Source organism: Paenibacillus sp. N119s (assembly GCF_059447605.1).
On the sequence record NZ_JCAJRU010000112.1, the window covers coordinates 1 to 15,608 of the forward strand.

The following is a 15,608-nucleotide window of genomic DNA, read 5'->3' on the forward strand; positions in this document are numbered from 1 at the left end:
GCAAAGTATCGTAAGCCGTTCAGTCGACCCGTTACGGCCTGCTGTGTTGACGGTGGGAACCATCCAAGGGGGCTTTGCGCAAAATGTAATTGCGGAAACTTGTCGCTTGAGTGGAACAGTTCGTACGTTTGATGAGCAGACCCGGGCAATCATGAAGAAGCGACTGCATGAGGTAACTGAGCTCACAGCAGCAACATACGGTACAACAGCACAGATTCGTTATATTATGGGATACCCACCGGTTGTAAATGATGTCCAGGAAGCTTCTCGCTTTTTTAAAGAAGCAAAGTCTGTGTTCGGCGAGGGGAATGTCCAGGAAGCATCAAAATTGATGCCTGCCGAGGATTTTGCGTATTATTTGGAACGTGTACCAGGTTGTTTTATGTTCGTGGGGGCAGGTAATCCTGCTAAAGGTGCAATTTATCCGCATCACCATCCAAAATTTGATTTTGATGAGGATGCCATGATCAACGCAGTTCGCCTGTTTATTGCCATGTCTACGGGGTATGCTGCTGGGCGAAAAGAAAGGGTAACTAACGGCTAATACGATCTAAATTGGAAACGGTCCAATTTGGAGTATGAGCTGAATGAAATGGGGTACCCTACTCTTGAAAAGGAGGGATACCCATGAAAAAGGTTCAGGAAGTTATGACTAAAAAATGTGTGACAGTTACCCCGCAGGACAATATTTACGAAGTAGCGGTCAAAATGAAAGACAATGATACCGGCTTTATCCCAGTTGTGGAAAGCGAAGGCAGTGACAAGTTGATCGGTGTGGTAACAGACCGTGACCTTGTTATTCGCGGCTATGCGGCTAAAAACTCTGGTTCTGGTTCGGTGGATACGGTAATGACGACAGGTATTCGTACAGCCAGTGCTGACATGTCAGTGGACCAAGCAGCTGAACTGATGGCAGAGCAGCAAATCCGTCGCTTGCCTGTGACGGAAGGAGATCGGCTGATCGGGATTGTTTCGATCGGGGATATGGCTGTTCGTAATATTTTTGCAGACAATGCCGGAGAGGCGCTTAGCCAAATTTCTGAGCAGGTTCACTAGAAAAGTAATAAGGTAGGCATCAGTTTGGGATGGTCTTTATTCCGAGCTTTTGAACAGGAGTTCAACCCAAGTATGGGTTGGACTCCTTGCTATTCCGGTTGATCTGCGAATAAACGGATAAGCTATTTAGTATAGAACTTTGAGTGTCAGGAGGTAGTCATGAATCCAGATCATCCTTGTATTGTACAACGTGATTTTACTGTTTTGCTGGAAATGGGTTTGCCTAATTCCGAATGGGCTCGCTCACAGTTGCAGATTTATGCAGAGCTAGTAAAAAGCCCATCCTCTTTTCATACATATCACATCACTCCGTTGTCGCTTTGGAACGCAGCCGCGCTCGGGTGGAGTGCTGAGGACATTCAAAATAGTTTGCACTCTATGTCCCGTTGGGATATTCCGCGTGATTTGTTGAAGGATATTGAACAGCTTGTTTCTAGGTATGGGACATTGACGCTGTCACGCGCGAGTGAAAAAGAAGAACAAAATTACGGCACACATACGATTTACACGTACCGTGATGAGCATAAGTCAAACCGAGGTACAAAGACGGGAAAAGCCATCAACACTTACACCATAGGTGATCACTTGATCTTGGCAGCAGAGAATCCAACCTTACTGGATGAGCTATTAAACAAGAAAGAGCTAGAACAGCTTGGTTTGCTTCGCATCAATGAGACAAGCGCCTCCGTACCCTCCGAAAATCGTGGCTTGCTCAAGCAGGAATTAACTCGCTTGGGATATCCCGTTGTAGATACGGCGGGTTATCTTGAGGGGAATCTGCTCCGTTTTACCTTGGGTAAGGGACAAACGGAGTTGCAGCTTCGTGATTATCAGGTAAAAGCCGCTGATGCATTTGAAGGCGCAGACGGCTTAGGGGGTAGTGGTGTATTGGTGCTCCCATGCGGAGCCGGAAAAACAGTGATCGGTATGGCTGTAATGAATCGTTTTCAGTGTGAGGTGCTTATTTTAACCTCCAATACTATTTCCGTGCGGCAATGGATCGAAGAATTGAAGCAAAAGACGAATATTCCTGCAGTTTCAATCGGGGAATACAGTGGTCAGAAAAAGGAGGTGCGACCGATTACGGTGGCAACCTACCAGATTTTGACACATCGTCGCACCAAAGACGGACAGTTTGAACATATGAAGCTGCTGAGTGAGCGGAAGTGGGGACTCATTATTTATGATGAGGTCCATTTGCTGCCTGCACCAGTATTTCGGGCGACAGCTGACATTCAGGCTACCCGCCGTTTGGGACTAACAGCTACGCTGGTTCGAGAGGACGGGTGTGAGCGGGATGTGTTCTCTTTAATTGGACCTAAACGGTACGATATGCCGTGGAAGGAACTGGAGCGACAGGGGTGGATCGCTCAGGTCGAGTGTGTAGAGATGCGTTTGCCCATGACCACTGAACTTCTAGAGCGAAGTATGCGCGCTGAAGGCAGACAGCAATACCGAATTGCAGCCGAAAATCCGGCTAAGTTGGAGGCTGTACGCAGTCTGCTGCAGCAACACAAGGGAATACCAACGCTAATTATAGGTCAATATTTAGACCAGTTACGTATATTGGCTCAGGAACTGGACGTCCCACTGATCACTGGTTCCATGACTCAAAGCGAACGGGTACGTTGGTTTGATGCGTTTCGCAAGGGTAATATTCAAACCTTATTAGTCTCCAAGGTAGCAAACTTTGCAGTCGATTTGCCGGATGCAGCAGTAGCGATAGAGGTATCGGGCAGCTTTGGCTCCCGTCAGGAAGAGGCGCAGCGACTTGGCCGCATTTTACGACCAAAGGCAGGCGAGAATAAAGCTTATTTTTATGCATTAGTGACGGAGAACAGCAAAGAGACGGATTTTGCAGCACGTCGTCAGCTGTTTCTAATTGAACAGGGCTATGAATATGCGATTCGCAGGTTTGATGGGATGATGGCTGGCAGAAGCCAGAAGGATGAGATAGAAGATGGCGGAAAGAAAAAGGAGGCCTAATCAAGGATGGACATAACGAGTACGCAAGGCAACTGGAATGAGCTTTCAGCGGATGAGCTGCTGGTGCTTAGACGATGCTTTGTCCGGTATGCGGCACAGCCTATAAAGGAAGAGGAGCCTATGCAGCTTACCCGAGGTACCTTGAGTGGAGTCGAAACAAGACTGGCACTGCATGGGCTTCGCACTCGGGGGTGGCTGGAGGCAGTCACCAAATCGTGGGGTGAACGGATTTTATATATTCCTGTTGATCGGCTACCTGCTCTGTACGATATGTTGTTACAGCAAACTCCGATCAACAAGATACATACGGATCATCCATTAACGGTACATGAAGCAATGACAGGATTGGAGTCAGAGTTGCTGCATGTGTTGTCACATATTGCTATACAGGGAGTTCCTTTGACGGCCAAAGGAACCATACATAAGCGGTCATTGCAAAAATTAAGTGAACTGACACCCTTTCGCTCGGAGGATCTGGAGGGAATTGGGTTGCATTATGCGCATGCCGAGCTATATCCCGTACAAACGGTGGTCATGATCGATTTACTGCTCAGTTTGGGACTATTAGTAAAAGAAACGGGATCTCTTCGCATTCAGGAAGCGGAACTGGCGACATGGATTCGGTTGTCTGCTGGACAAATGCGCAAGCATATTTTTGCCACCTTGATGGAAAGGTACGGCAAGGCTGAAGCGTCCATGCAGCATTTCCGCTATATGCTGTGTGCCGTCTCACAGCATGTAGGAACAGATGGATGGATATCTATTCAATGTTTGCTGCAATGGATGCACCAGGTAGGTTTAATCTCGCTGGATAGTTCAAGTGAAAAAGATTTTATGAACAGTACCCTTATAGACATTGTTCCTGTAATCACAAATCTCAAAGGGCTTGCGGATGAAAGGAGATTTGATGTTAATTTCAGTGAACCTTTTATGAAGGAAATCAAAGGTTGGTTGAAGGCCCTGGCTGCTTTTGGAATGGGGGATTGGGGTCAGACCGCATCAGGCGAACTGTGTTATCGTTGGAATGTACCGGTGGCAGATCTGAATCAACTCCATAATGAGGAGGCAACATGCCAAGAGCAAGGTGCCTTTTATGTGCAGCCTGATTTCGAAATATTAGTTCCACCAGATGTCGCATATGATGTGCGCTGGCGATTGGAGTGCTGCTGTGAACGAGTGACAGGAGATCGGATGGTAGTATATCGAATCACCAGAGAGAGTATTACAAAGGCAATCGAGCTCGGCATGGAGGCCAAAACGATTCCTGCTCTTTTGGACAAGTACAGCCGGACAGGTGTGCCCGAACATGTACGGCTGGCGGTAGAGCAGTGGGCAGGCGATGTCGGACGAACGGCCTTTGCCACGGTAACACTTTTGCGATGCGGTACTCGGGACGATGCGGACATGGTTGCACGTCATCCTGCACTTGAAGGATTACTGGAGCGACTCGGTGATAAAGACTTTATTATTCCGGTACGCTCTGCTAACAAAATACGAAAAGCGCTCGCTGCAATAGGATTAAGTCCGCGGCTTGAGCCGGAAAGTGTGGATGAGCCAGCTCATCATTATCCACTCTTGACGGAGACGGAGAACCTAGATGCAGGGCACTTCCTTTTTTCGCAAGAGGGAAGAGCTGGTCTGGTTTATACAGGGCGCACGTTGCATTTTTATGAACAAGAGCACACGCTGCCTGATCCGTCTGACTATTTTCCAGAAAAATCTACAGTGCCGTCTTCATGGATAAAAGAATGGAGGAGTTACCATGCTTCCACTTCCAGGCAGTTGATTGAGCAAGCGATCCGTTGGCAGGCGGCGGTGGGGCTGCGAATGGATGGAAAAGAGGTTAAATGGATACCGGAATCGGTGCTTTCCGGCGATCCCTGGAGTGTCACAGGCTGGTATGCCTCAGGAATGGCTGAGGAAACACCTTCCCGTGTGATCTTGCGGCCAAGTGATTGGTCTGATATGAGGCTGTTGGTTCCTTTTACATCGTAGTGTCAGGAAGTGCATGAAACTCCTTCTTCTCAATAGAAGGATGTGGTATGATAAATGAGTCTACTTATATTGGGTAGAACTTTATATAAAGCGAGATGACATTCATGAGCGTAGCCGAGTTAAACACGGTCAATATGGCAGAAGTGCTTATTAACGCCTATGAATTGGGCGATATGGTCAACCGGTCCTTCGAGGTATCGGATTATTTATATTGGAAGCAGCGTGTGGAAGCGGACCCGTCTATTCAGGCGTGTGTACGCAAGCTGGAGGCCAAAAAGGAGCGTTTCGCTGAAACGGAGCGTTTCGGACATTTTCATCCAAACTACCATGAAGCGAAGGACGCAGTGCAGGCGGTTGAACTGGAACTGGAACAATTTGAGGCGGTTAGGGAGTTCAAGCGGGCTGAAAAAGCGCTGGATGATATGCTTCATGCCATGTCTGAAACGATTGCATATTCTGTGTCCGAGACCATTAAGGTGCCGAGCAACGATCCGAATGTGAAAAAGGGCGGATGCGGCAGCGGAGGGAAATGCTCCTGCGGATAGGCCATAGGAATGATACGGAGGGGAGATGAAGCGAATGTTTGCCGAGCGGACAGGGTACATCATTTGGGTAAGCGATATCAAGGCTGCCCGCAATCTGGAGAAATACGGAAATGTCCACTATATTTCAAAGCGTATGCAATATGTAGTTATATATATGAATGCGGATCGGGCAGAGGACACCGTTAAAAATATTCGCAGACTTTCCTATGTACGTAAGGTTGAGCGCTCTTTCCGAAACGAAATTAGGACGGAGTACAACGACGATAAGGAAAAGATGAAAGAATATGAAATATAAGCTTTAATTGTCTATACATTGTAATTTTCACAAAAAAGGTCAGCCTGCGGGCTGGCTTTTTTTGTGAAGCCAGGACTTTTGCATACTGATCTTAATGCTGTTAGACCTAAAAAATCTTTAAAAAACACCCATATACTTCAATTTTGTAACTTGTAGTCCCGGGTCTGTTGAGGTAACATATGAATATATTGGTAGATATAAAGACCTATCTGGTGGGGAGAGTGATCCCGTGCGTGACAAGGCAATGCAGCGATGGAGTACATACGAACCGTTCTACGTGGAGATGGGCGATAAGAAAGTCGCCGATATCGTGATTACCAATCATGCGAAAACACGTTATTTAGATCGGGTAGAGCAGAAACAGTCCGAGACGAATCATATCGCCGCCTGGCTTTGGGAGTGCCTAAAGCAAAACAGGATGGAGTCCTATTATCATAATGAAGAGGATGTATATTTAATTGATGGTGATCTGGTCGTTGTCGCCGAATTTGGTGAATTGCCAGGTGAGATGGACATAGCAGGGAATCCGCTTCATAAGATGATTATCATTACCTTTTTGGGTCGGATGTCGGAGACGATCGAATTAAGGGACTTGAAGTCCTACTATTCGTGGCTGCGCCATTCGCGACGCATGACACTGATGAAAAGTACTCGCAAGCAAAAATAAACGGTGATTTGGCGAGCGGTTCCATTAGAAAGCCTGCTCATTGACACCGTCGAACTTGAGTAGAAGTATGCAGTTATCAGCTGCATGCTTTTTTGTTTTGCAAAACATATAACTCCCCAATTCGGTAAGTTTACTCGGAAATTGTTCGCCAGACGTTTTTCTTATGTTAAGATAGGGAGATCAGAGGGGAGAGGGCTGTCGTATGAACTTTCATCAGCTGCACATTTTTTATACCGTAGCGGAGCGCGGAAGCTTCTCGGCGGCGGCGCAAGCGCTGCACATGACGCAACCGGCGGTGACGATGCAAATTCAGTCTTTGGAAGATTATTTTGGCACGAAGCTACTGCACCGATCGACTAAAAAAATTGAGCTTTCGGAGGCAGGAGCGACATTACTGCCTTTTGCGAAAAGAAGTATGCAACTGATCAGGGAAGCTGACGAGGCGATGTCTGCTTTTACTCACATGCTGGAGGGAAGATTGCATATAGGCGCCAGCCTAACCATTGGTGAGTATATCGTGCCAAGAATGCTGGGCCCATTTGGTCAGGAGTACCCTCACATACGCATGGCCATGAATGTAATGAATACGACTCAAATTATGGATGATATACTAAAACATCAGTTGAATTTAGGGCTGATCGAGGCTCCAGTTCAACACCCTGATATTGTGGTGGAAACTGTGATGCAGGACGAACTGAAGCTGATAGTTCCTTCGGGACATGTGCTGGCCAAGGCTAAAAAAGTAGTGTTAGAAGATGTATTTAAGCATCCTTTTGTAGCCAGAGAAAAGGGTTCTGGTACACGACAAGTCATAGAGGAAAGGCTGAAAAGGCGTGGTGCAGATGCTTCTCGATTGGATATCGTAATGGAGATGGGCAGCACTGGAGCAGTCAAATCAGCGGTAGAAGCAGGGCTGGGGATTACGATGCTGTCACCTTCTTCCGTCAAACATGAGGTTGCACTTGGACTGTTGAAAGTTGTAAACCTATCAGATATTACCTTCAAACGAGAATTTTATGCAATTCATCTGAAGTCAGCGTTGTTGCCGATTCCGGTAGTCACTTTTCTGTCTTACTTGCGTCGTCATGACCAGGAAATAGACGTATTTGCGGAATCCCAGAACAAACTTGTAGAGATGAAAGAGGAGGAGAATTTGTGAAATGAAGGAACAGATGAATTCACAACGATATGATCTGCATACACATACTCAAGCATCTGATGGTATGCAATCACCTGCGGATAATGTACGCTGGGCAAAGGAAAAAGATCTGGCCGGTGTGGCTATCACAGATCATGATACGGTGGCCGGTCTGGAGGAAGCATTGGAGGAGGGAAGACGCATAGGCATGGCTGTAGTGCCGGGTGTGGAAATCAGCACACGTGCTGGCGGTAAAGATATTCATATATTAGGTTATTTTATGGATTACCGTAATAAACTATTTTTGCAGCGGTTGGAAAAACTGAGACAGGCGCGGGATACTCGTAATGATTTGATTCTGAGCCGCTTGCGTAGCATGGGCGTGGAAATCACGCTCGATGAGGTGGTGGCTACGATGGGCAGACCGCTGGCGCCGGATGAAAGCATTGGACGTCCGCATATGGCCGATACGCTGGTTCAAAAGGGTTACGCGAAGGATATGCGGGATGCATTTGACCGTTACTTGGCAGAAGGTGCCCCCGGATATGTGTCTGTACCTCGTGTAGAGCCTGCGGAGGCTATAAGCTGGATTCGTGAAGCTGGAGGGGTGCCTGTAGTGGCCCACCCCGGCTTGTATGGAAATGATGAACTGGTGCGCTCCATAATAGAGGCAGCGAAGCCTGCAGGGTTGGAGGTACGACATTCGGATCATGATGCTGAGGCCGAGAGCCGATATACTGCCATGGCAGCGCATTACGGACTTATCGCAACGGGCGGATCGGATTTTCACGGTTCACGTCAAGGTGTGATTTTCCACGGTGATCTGGGTAGCCGCAGTGTGGATGGTCAAGTTGTTGAGGAATTGAGAAAGGCTGCTGTTGCACAAAAGTAAATGAGAAAAGCCCCTTGCCTACCGCATGGAACACAAGAAGTGTACGTGCAACGGGCAAAGGGTTTTTTTGTGGATTTTATATGTGGGTGGAAGCTAGTCGTTTTTGATACGATTCGGCAGCTTTTTGACCAGTTCCTCATCAGGTGTGATAAAGAGCGTACGCTGATGATCGTAGATGACAAAGCCGGGCTTCGCGCCGCTGGGCTTGCGTACATGTCGAATCAAGGTGGCGTCTACAGGTACGCTGCTGGACTGCTTGGCTTGACTAAAATAGGCAGCCAGTTGAGCTGCTTCCTCCAACGTCGCATCTCCGAATTTCTCGGCACGAATAACGACGTGTGACCCTGGAATATCTTTGGTATGCAGCCACGTGTCGTTAGGTCCGGCCAGTCGGTTGGTCACATATTCATTCTGTAAATTGTTTTTGCCGACCAGCAGTTCGATGCCTTCGGATGATGTATATATGTGCAAGGTCGGACGGTCATTTTTCTTCTTTTTCTTTCCTTTTTTTACTCGATCTCTGAGGTAACCTTGCTGAACCAGCTCGTCACGAATCTCTTCAATATCGTTGATAGAGGCATGGGCTAGCTGCTGAAGAAGATTGTCCATATAGCGAATTTCTTCGTGCGTCTTCTCTAATTGTTCGTCAATAACAGCCAGACTGTTTTTATATTTGTTGTACTTTTTAAAATAACGCTGTGCGTTATCTGAAGGGGGGAGTAGCGGGTCCAATGGAATGGTGATCGCACCCTGTTTCTCGTCATAAAAGTTAGTGAGTGTTACTTCCTTGTCCCCCTTTTTTACCTCATGCAGTGAAGCAAACAACAGCTCTCCGTAAATCCGAAATTGATCGGCATCTTCCGCTTCGGCTAAGTCCTGATGAAGATGGTCGAGTTTTTTTACGTTTTTACTCCGCTCGTTTTGCAGAAACCGCAGCAGGTCGCTAACCTTTTGCTTAACTGTGTCCCGTTCTGCCTTTTCACCGAAAAAGTCCTCCATACACTCGCTGATGGTCGTGTATTCCTTACGCTCTCCTTGGATCAACGTCAGTGGAATGGCTGAAAATATTACTTTATCTTGTGCATTTAGTCCAGATACTGGCTGAAAACGATGATTCCGCACGTCATCCATCATGTCACTGAATGTATTCCACAGTCGACGATCCTTGTCACCAGATGTTTCATCATTAGCCGCTCGGATCAGTATCTCTTCAGCAATAAGCGGACTAAGTCCGGTAAACGTGTTCACTAGCCAACGTTTGAGAGCTTCCTCGGTCTCAAGGGCTGCTTGATACGAGGAGATGAAGGCTGCTTCTTCGACTTCTAGCGGATTCAGCTTATTTTGTTCGGGAGGCTCCGTGTATTGAAAGCCCGGCATAACGACCCGATAGCTGCTGATAGAGGGGGTAACATGATGAATGCCATCCAGCATCATACCTGTTTCCGGGTCAAGCAAAATAATGTTGCTATGTCTACCCATCACTTCAATAATAATCCGCTTTAATGAAATATCCCCCAGCTCATCACGCTGACGTATATCCATATGAATAATGCGCTCCATGCCCACCTGTGTGATGTTCTCAATAATGCCTCCTTCACAATGTTTACGAAGAAGCATACAAAACATGGGTGCTTCTGTCGGATTGAGAAAGCTCTGCTCTGTAAAATGTACACGCGGGAATGTCGGATTAGCCGACAGCAATAGCTTTACACTCCCGCCTTGTGCCCGCAGGTTCAGCACGATATCGCGCTCGTTTGGCTGATGTATTTTATTAATGCGCCCGCCCCGGATCGCTTGCAGTTCGTGTACGATAGCGCGGGTTACGATTCCGTCCAATGCCATAATGTATGTTCTCCTTTGAAGCAAATGTATTTTCGCCTTCCTTCTATGATACATAACTTTGGGACAAAACTTAAGCGGCTTTGTGATATTTCAAGTCCTGTCCGAATAGATTGAATCAAGAAAGTCTGTCCAGCATATCAGCAATCGCGGCAAAAAATATAATAACGGGCAGCCATCCTACGCACAACCGACGGAAACGGACTATCTGACCGGGAGGGAATTGGGGAGAATGGAACAAGCACACTGGCACCAATTAAGCAATGAACAGCTTTCAACTAGTCTGGAAGTCGACCCGAAGCAGGGTCTTTCGGAGGAACAGATTGCGGAACGAAGAGAAAGGACGGGATGGAATGAGCTGAGCGAGGGCAAGCGTGTTTCGGCATTTTTGCTGCTGCTCAACCAGTTCAAGGATTTTATGATGCTTGTATTGATGGGAGCGACCCTGATATCTGGCCTGCTCGGTGAATATTTGGACGCAATTACCATTATTGCTATCGTTGTATTAAATGGAATTCTCGGCTTTGTGCAGGAATTCAGAGCTGAACGTTCATTGCGGGCGTTAAGACAGCTTTCGGCTCCAACCGCCAAGGTGCTGCGAGGCGGCAAACGAATACAAGTTCAGGCCAGAGAGCTGGTCGTGGGCGATATCGTGCTGCTGGAAAGTGGTGATCGTATCCCCGCTGATGTAAGGTGGCTGAGTACAAACGGCTGTGATGTGGAGGAGTCTGCCCTGACAGGTGAATCGGTTCCGGTGAGTAAGCATTCCCGTCCTATTCATGCCGCTGAAGTACCTCTCGGGGACCAAAAGAACATCGGTTTTATGGGCACCATGATGACCAGAGGCACCGCACAAGGCGTGGTTATTCGTACAGGCATGAGTACTGAAATGGGGAAGATCGCAGACCTGATCGAAAATACGGAGTCGCAGGAGACACCGTTGCAGCACAGACTGGAACAATTGGGCAAAATTTTGATTATCGTGGCGCTGGCGCTAACCGTGCTCGTGGTCGTAGCGGGCATTTTGCATGGTCAGCCAGCCATGAACATGTTTTTGGCCGGCGTGAGCTTGGCCGTGGCGGCTATACCGGAAGGATTGCCCGCGATTGTAACCATTGCACTCGCTTTGGGTGTACAGCGTATGATCAAACGCAAGGCCATTGTGCGCAAGCTGCCTTCCGTAGAGACGCTCGGTTGCGCGTCTGTCATTTGCTCTGACAAAACGGGCACACTGACCCAAAATAAAATGACAGTCACTAAGCTATGGCTGGATGGTCGATTCTGGGGAGTTACGGGGGAAGGATATGACCCGCATGGTCATATTATGGACAGAGATCTTCCTGCCGACCTTAAAAACGGACAATCCTTGCGTAGATTGCTGCAAGCCAGTGTACTTTGTAATAATGCGGAAATTGTTCAAGCCGACATGGATGAGCTGCGTTCGAAAAAGAAGACTAAAGAGCCGACACCTGCCGCTGTGTGGGAGCTGAAAGGTGATCCGACAGAAGGAGCGCTGGTCACGTTAGCTGCCAAGGGCGGAGTCACGCGCCAAGGGCTGTATGAACTGTACACACGGGAGCGAGAATTTCCGTTTGACTCGGATCGGAAACGGATGTCAGTACTCGTACGGCACCAGGGGGGACATATCGTATTTGCCAAAGGAGCGCCGGACGTCCTGTTGGGGCAGTGCTCTTACATTTTGTGGGAAGGGAATGTCGTTCCGTTAACGGGTACGCTGCGCCAAAAAGTATTGGCAGCCAACGAAGGTATGGCATCAGAAGCGCTGCGTGTACTTGGTGTTGCTTACCGTGATGTTCGCTCGCATGAGCGTGTCTCTACGGTTGAGGAAGCTGAAACACAACTGATTTTTATTGGCCTGACCGGCATGATTGACCCGCCACGTCGCGAGGTTCGCGAGGCCATTGGCAAGTGCCGACGTGCTGGCATTCGCACCGTGATGATTACAGGCGACCATGGTACAACTGCGGAGGCCATTGCACAGCAGCTGGGCATTCTCCAACGCGGCTCACATGTGTTGACAGGACAGCAGCTGTCTCTCATGGATGATACGGCGTTGGATAATGCTGTTGATTCCGTCTCCGTGTATGCACGGGTGTCGCCGGAACATAAGCTGAGAATCGTCAAGTCGCTGCAAAGACGCGGACATGTCGTAGCTATGACCGGAGATGGCGTCAATGACGCACCCGCGATCAAGGCGTCGGATATCGGGATTGCAATGGGCATTACAGGCACAGACGTGACCAAAGAGGCGGCTGCGCTTGTGCTGAGTGACGATAATTTCTCAACGATTGTAGCGGCCATTGAGGAAGGACGAAATATTTACGAGAATATTCGTAAATTCATTCGTTATCTACTCGCCTCCAATGTTGGCGAAATTTTGACGATGTTTTTTGCCATGATGGCGGGGCTGCCGCTGCCTCTGCTACCCATTCAGATTTTGTGGGTAAATCTGGTGACTGATGGTTTGCCGGCCATGGCTCTGGGTGTGGATCAGCCGGAAAAGGATCTTATGGAGCATAAGCCTCGCGGCGCAAAGGAAAATATTTTTGCTCGTCGACTGGGCTGGAAAATCATTAGCCGCGGTCTGTTGATTGGCTTATGTACGCTTGCAGCCTTCTGGTTGACATTACGGATTGCTCCAGATGATGCAGGGCAATTGCTTAAAGCGCAGTCCGTTGCCTTTGCTACGTTAGTGCTTGCCCAGTTAATTCATGTATTTGATTGCCGCAGCTCCCGTTCTGTTTTCCATCGTAATCCGTTTCAAAATAGTTATCTCGTGCTCGCCGTGCTGTCCTCCATCGTGCTAATGCTGGTTGTAATGTATGTGCCGATGCTGCAGCCTGTTTTCAAAACGGTACCACTTGGTTTGCGTGAATGGTCACTATCTATTGTCGCAGCTGGAATTCCAACATTCCTGATGGGAGCGGGAAGTGTATGGGGCGGTCGACGTAACCGTCGCCGCGGCGGAAATACACACTTTTCAGCGGGACGGACAAAGTTTTCAGCCTAGCATTCGAGTCACGTATCACATTGCTTTCCCGCTTTTGCCCTGTATGATATTATGGGATCAAAGCTTCGAAGTGGAGCATGAGATCAGCAGCAACAGCGGGGGGAAGCTATGGAATTCACTAAAATGAACGGTCTGGGTAATGATTTTATCGTTTGGTACGGGCATCAGGAATTGCCGTCTGACGTCGCGGAATTAGCTGTTCGGCTATGTGATCGACATTTTGGTATTGGCGCCGATGGGTTGGTATATATATTGCCGTCTAACAAGGCAGATTTTCGCATGCGCATCATTAACTCGGACGGCTCGGAGGCTGAGCAATGCGGTAACGCTATTCGTTGTGCTGCCAAATACGTGTATGACAATAAGCACATCAACCGTGAACAGATTACAATCGAGACACTGGGGGCAGGTGTGCAGCAGGTTGAACTGACTGTAGAGAACGGAACTGTACGTATGGTGAAGGTAGATATGGGAGAGCCGATTCTGGAAGGATTGAAAATTCCAACTACACTGGATCTGACTAGCGTCATTAATGAGCCCATTGAAGCTGGAGGAAGTGGTTTTCGCTTTACGGCTGTATCTATGGGAAATCCGCATTGTGTCATTTATGTTGAGGATGCGCCTAGCTTTGAACTGGAGGCCTTGGGACCAAAGCTGGAGTGTCATCCGTTGTTCCCTAAAAAAACTAATGTTGAGTTCGCCACAGTACGAAGCCGGAAGCATATAGATATGAGAGTATGGGAAAGGGGAGCTGGACCTACGCTAGCTTGTGGAACCGGAGCCTGTGCTACGCTTGTTGCTTCTGTACTGAATGGATACAGTGACCGCCGCGCTATCGTAAGCCTGAAGGGCGGCGATCTGGATATCGAATGGAGCGTGGATGATAATCACATTTATATGACAGGTCCGGCTGAGATTGTGTTCGAAGGTCGTATATAGAAGTGAGGGGGAAGAAGACCTTAGCAGGTCTTCTTTTTTTGAGCTTTTATGGTGCTGTTGACTAGGAATATGGTGAACAAAGCGAGATTCTGTCTTTTTTTGATGTCTGAACAATGTATAATATAGAAAATGAGAAAACGAGAAGGAGGCCGTTCATAGTGCGGAAATTTCATTGGATTTCAGCGATTGCAGTCCTCATACTTGTAGCCACCGCGCTTCCGGTTCAAGCGGCGACTTTTCCTGCGTCCACGGAAACGACGGACAAGCAGGTGGGCTCGTTAACTCCGACAGTCGTAAGCCGTTTAGAAAAAGCAGTACAAGAACTTATCGGTTCCAAAACTGCATTTCAATTTGACGATGTGACGGATATGGGAAAAACCTGGATTGTCGAGGGTGAATTGGAGGACGGGACAGCTACGCTGCAGACAGAATATAATAAAGAGAAAAACAGGGTGGATTCTACAACCATACGCTATAAAATAGGTAGTTTGGGGAAGGCGATGAACGCTCCACTTAAGGAAAAAGTGCTAAACAGCGCCAAAGCGTTTGACAGCAAGCGTCCCTTACAATTCGAAGCATTCTGGCGGGTCAAATCCCCCTATCAATCCAATAAGCCATCAAATTACTGGGTATTCTGGGGAACTGGAGAAAAAGCTTCCTCATTGTATGTCGATGTGGATCAGGGTAATAGTATTACCATCAATGCGGACTATGCGCTGAAGCAGGTGGACCCTGTGATACTGAATCGTGCAGTGAACACATTTAAGCGGGTGAGTGGACAGCGAATCACAGTACAGCATGCCTCACGGTATAAGGATGAGAAGAATGGGCGTTCTTATTGGTCGTTTGAGGATGCAAGCGAGGCCAGTGAGGTTAAGATTGGTGCAGTAACAGGTAAAGTGCTAGCCGTATCCACATCTGGGATGGACTGGAGTGATGACGCGGATTTCAAAAAATCTTTTGCAAACCCCAAATATACCGCCGCAGAAGCATTAAAGCTGGTCAAGCCCAAGGCTCAGTTGTTGTTTAATATCAATTTGTCTAGCTACAAAGTAAAAGTCCAGGGAAATCAATATACGTTTTTCAGACAGCAAAAGGGGACGGATTCTATTGTGGCTAAAGTGAATAAAAAAGGGTCCTTTTATGAGTTCTCTCTCCATTCATCTGATGGGAAAATGCTATGAAAATGTAGTGAAAATAGAAAATGACCAATCAAGTTGCTTCA

The 15,608-nt window shown here is 47.8% G+C and carries 13 protein-coding genes; 12 read left to right on the top strand and 1 reads right to left on the bottom strand.

All coding sequences use genetic code 11. The annotated features are described in order from the left end of the window. The 9 genes from AC5V8P_RS14130 to AC5V8P_RS14170 all read left to right on the top strand — a co-directional run. Positions 1-544: M20 metallopeptidase family protein (locus tag AC5V8P_RS14130; RefSeq protein ID WP_495473687.1), on the top strand; the 544-nt coding region annotated here is incomplete at its 5' end. An 83-nt stretch (positions 545-627) separates the two neighbouring features. Continuing rightward, on the top strand, positions 628-1,056 hold the full coding sequence (locus tag AC5V8P_RS14135) for a CBS domain-containing protein (RefSeq protein WP_063213638.1): 429 nt from the start codon (positions 628-630) through the stop codon (positions 1,054-1,056). A gap of 159 nt (positions 1,057-1,215) precedes the next feature. After that, entirely contained in the window at positions 1,216-3,042 is a 1,827-nt protein-coding gene (locus AC5V8P_RS14140) for a DNA repair helicase XPB (protein WP_064796303.1), read from the top strand. 6 nt (positions 3,043-3,048) lie between these two features. Continuing rightward, the gene (locus tag AC5V8P_RS14145; RefSeq protein WP_064796304.1) at positions 3,049-5,037 is read left to right on the top strand and encodes a helicase-associated domain-containing protein; all 1,989 of its coding nucleotides are present in this window, start codon (positions 3,049-3,051) and stop codon (positions 5,035-5,037) included. A 104-nt stretch (positions 5,038-5,141) separates the two neighbouring features. Further along, positions 5,142-5,582, top strand: coding sequence for a YlbF/YmcA family competence regulator (locus tag AC5V8P_RS14150; RefSeq protein WP_064796305.1), 441 nt, complete (start codon positions 5,142-5,144; stop codon positions 5,580-5,582). Between the two features lie 34 nt (positions 5,583-5,616). After that, positions 5,617-5,877, top strand: a complete 261-nt coding sequence (locus AC5V8P_RS14155) for a YlbG family protein (protein WP_058710383.1) — start codon at positions 5,617-5,619, stop codon at positions 5,875-5,877. Positions 5,878-6,106: 229 nt separating this feature from the next. Further along, complete coding sequence (locus AC5V8P_RS14160) at positions 6,107-6,544, top strand: hypothetical protein (protein WP_013371860.1); 438 nt, start codon at positions 6,107-6,109, stop codon at positions 6,542-6,544. A 202-nt stretch (positions 6,545-6,746) separates the two neighbouring features. After that, on the top strand, positions 6,747-7,703 hold the full coding sequence (locus AC5V8P_RS14165; protein WP_064796306.1) for a selenium metabolism-associated LysR family transcriptional regulator: 957 nt from the start codon (positions 6,747-6,749) through the stop codon (positions 7,701-7,703). Between the two features lies 1 nt (position 7,704). After that, on the top strand, positions 7,705-8,574 hold the full coding sequence (locus tag AC5V8P_RS14170; RefSeq protein ID WP_063213633.1) for a PHP domain-containing protein: 870 nt from the start codon (positions 7,705-7,707) through the stop codon (positions 8,572-8,574). A 93-nt stretch (positions 8,575-8,667) separates the two neighbouring features. Here AC5V8P_RS14170 and AC5V8P_RS14175 read toward each other — a convergent pair whose 3' ends face one another. Then, positions 8,668-10,416 (bottom strand): Rqc2 family fibronectin-binding protein, encoded by a 1,749-nt coding sequence (locus tag AC5V8P_RS14175; protein ID WP_063213632.1) that lies wholly within the window; start codon positions 10,414-10,416, stop codon positions 8,668-8,670. 229 nt (positions 10,417-10,645) lie between these two features. Between AC5V8P_RS14175 and AC5V8P_RS14180 the strand changes: the two genes are divergently transcribed. From AC5V8P_RS14180 to AC5V8P_RS14190, 3 genes are all read left to right on the top strand, one after another. Further along, positions 10,646-13,444, top strand: coding sequence for a calcium-translocating P-type ATPase, SERCA-type (locus AC5V8P_RS14180; RefSeq protein WP_064796307.1), 2,799 nt, complete (start codon positions 10,646-10,648; stop codon positions 13,442-13,444). 108 nt (positions 13,445-13,552) lie between these two features. Then, a complete protein-coding gene (gene dapF / locus AC5V8P_RS14185; protein WP_064796308.1) occupies positions 13,553-14,383 on the top strand; it encodes a diaminopimelate epimerase in 831 nt (276 codons plus the stop codon). Between the two features lie 158 nt (positions 14,384-14,541). Continuing rightward, positions 14,542-15,567: a hypothetical protein gene (locus AC5V8P_RS14190; protein WP_063213629.1), complete on the top strand. Its 1,026-nt coding sequence runs from the start codon at positions 14,542-14,544 to the stop codon at positions 15,565-15,567. Positions 15,568-15,608: the final 41 nt, after the last annotated feature.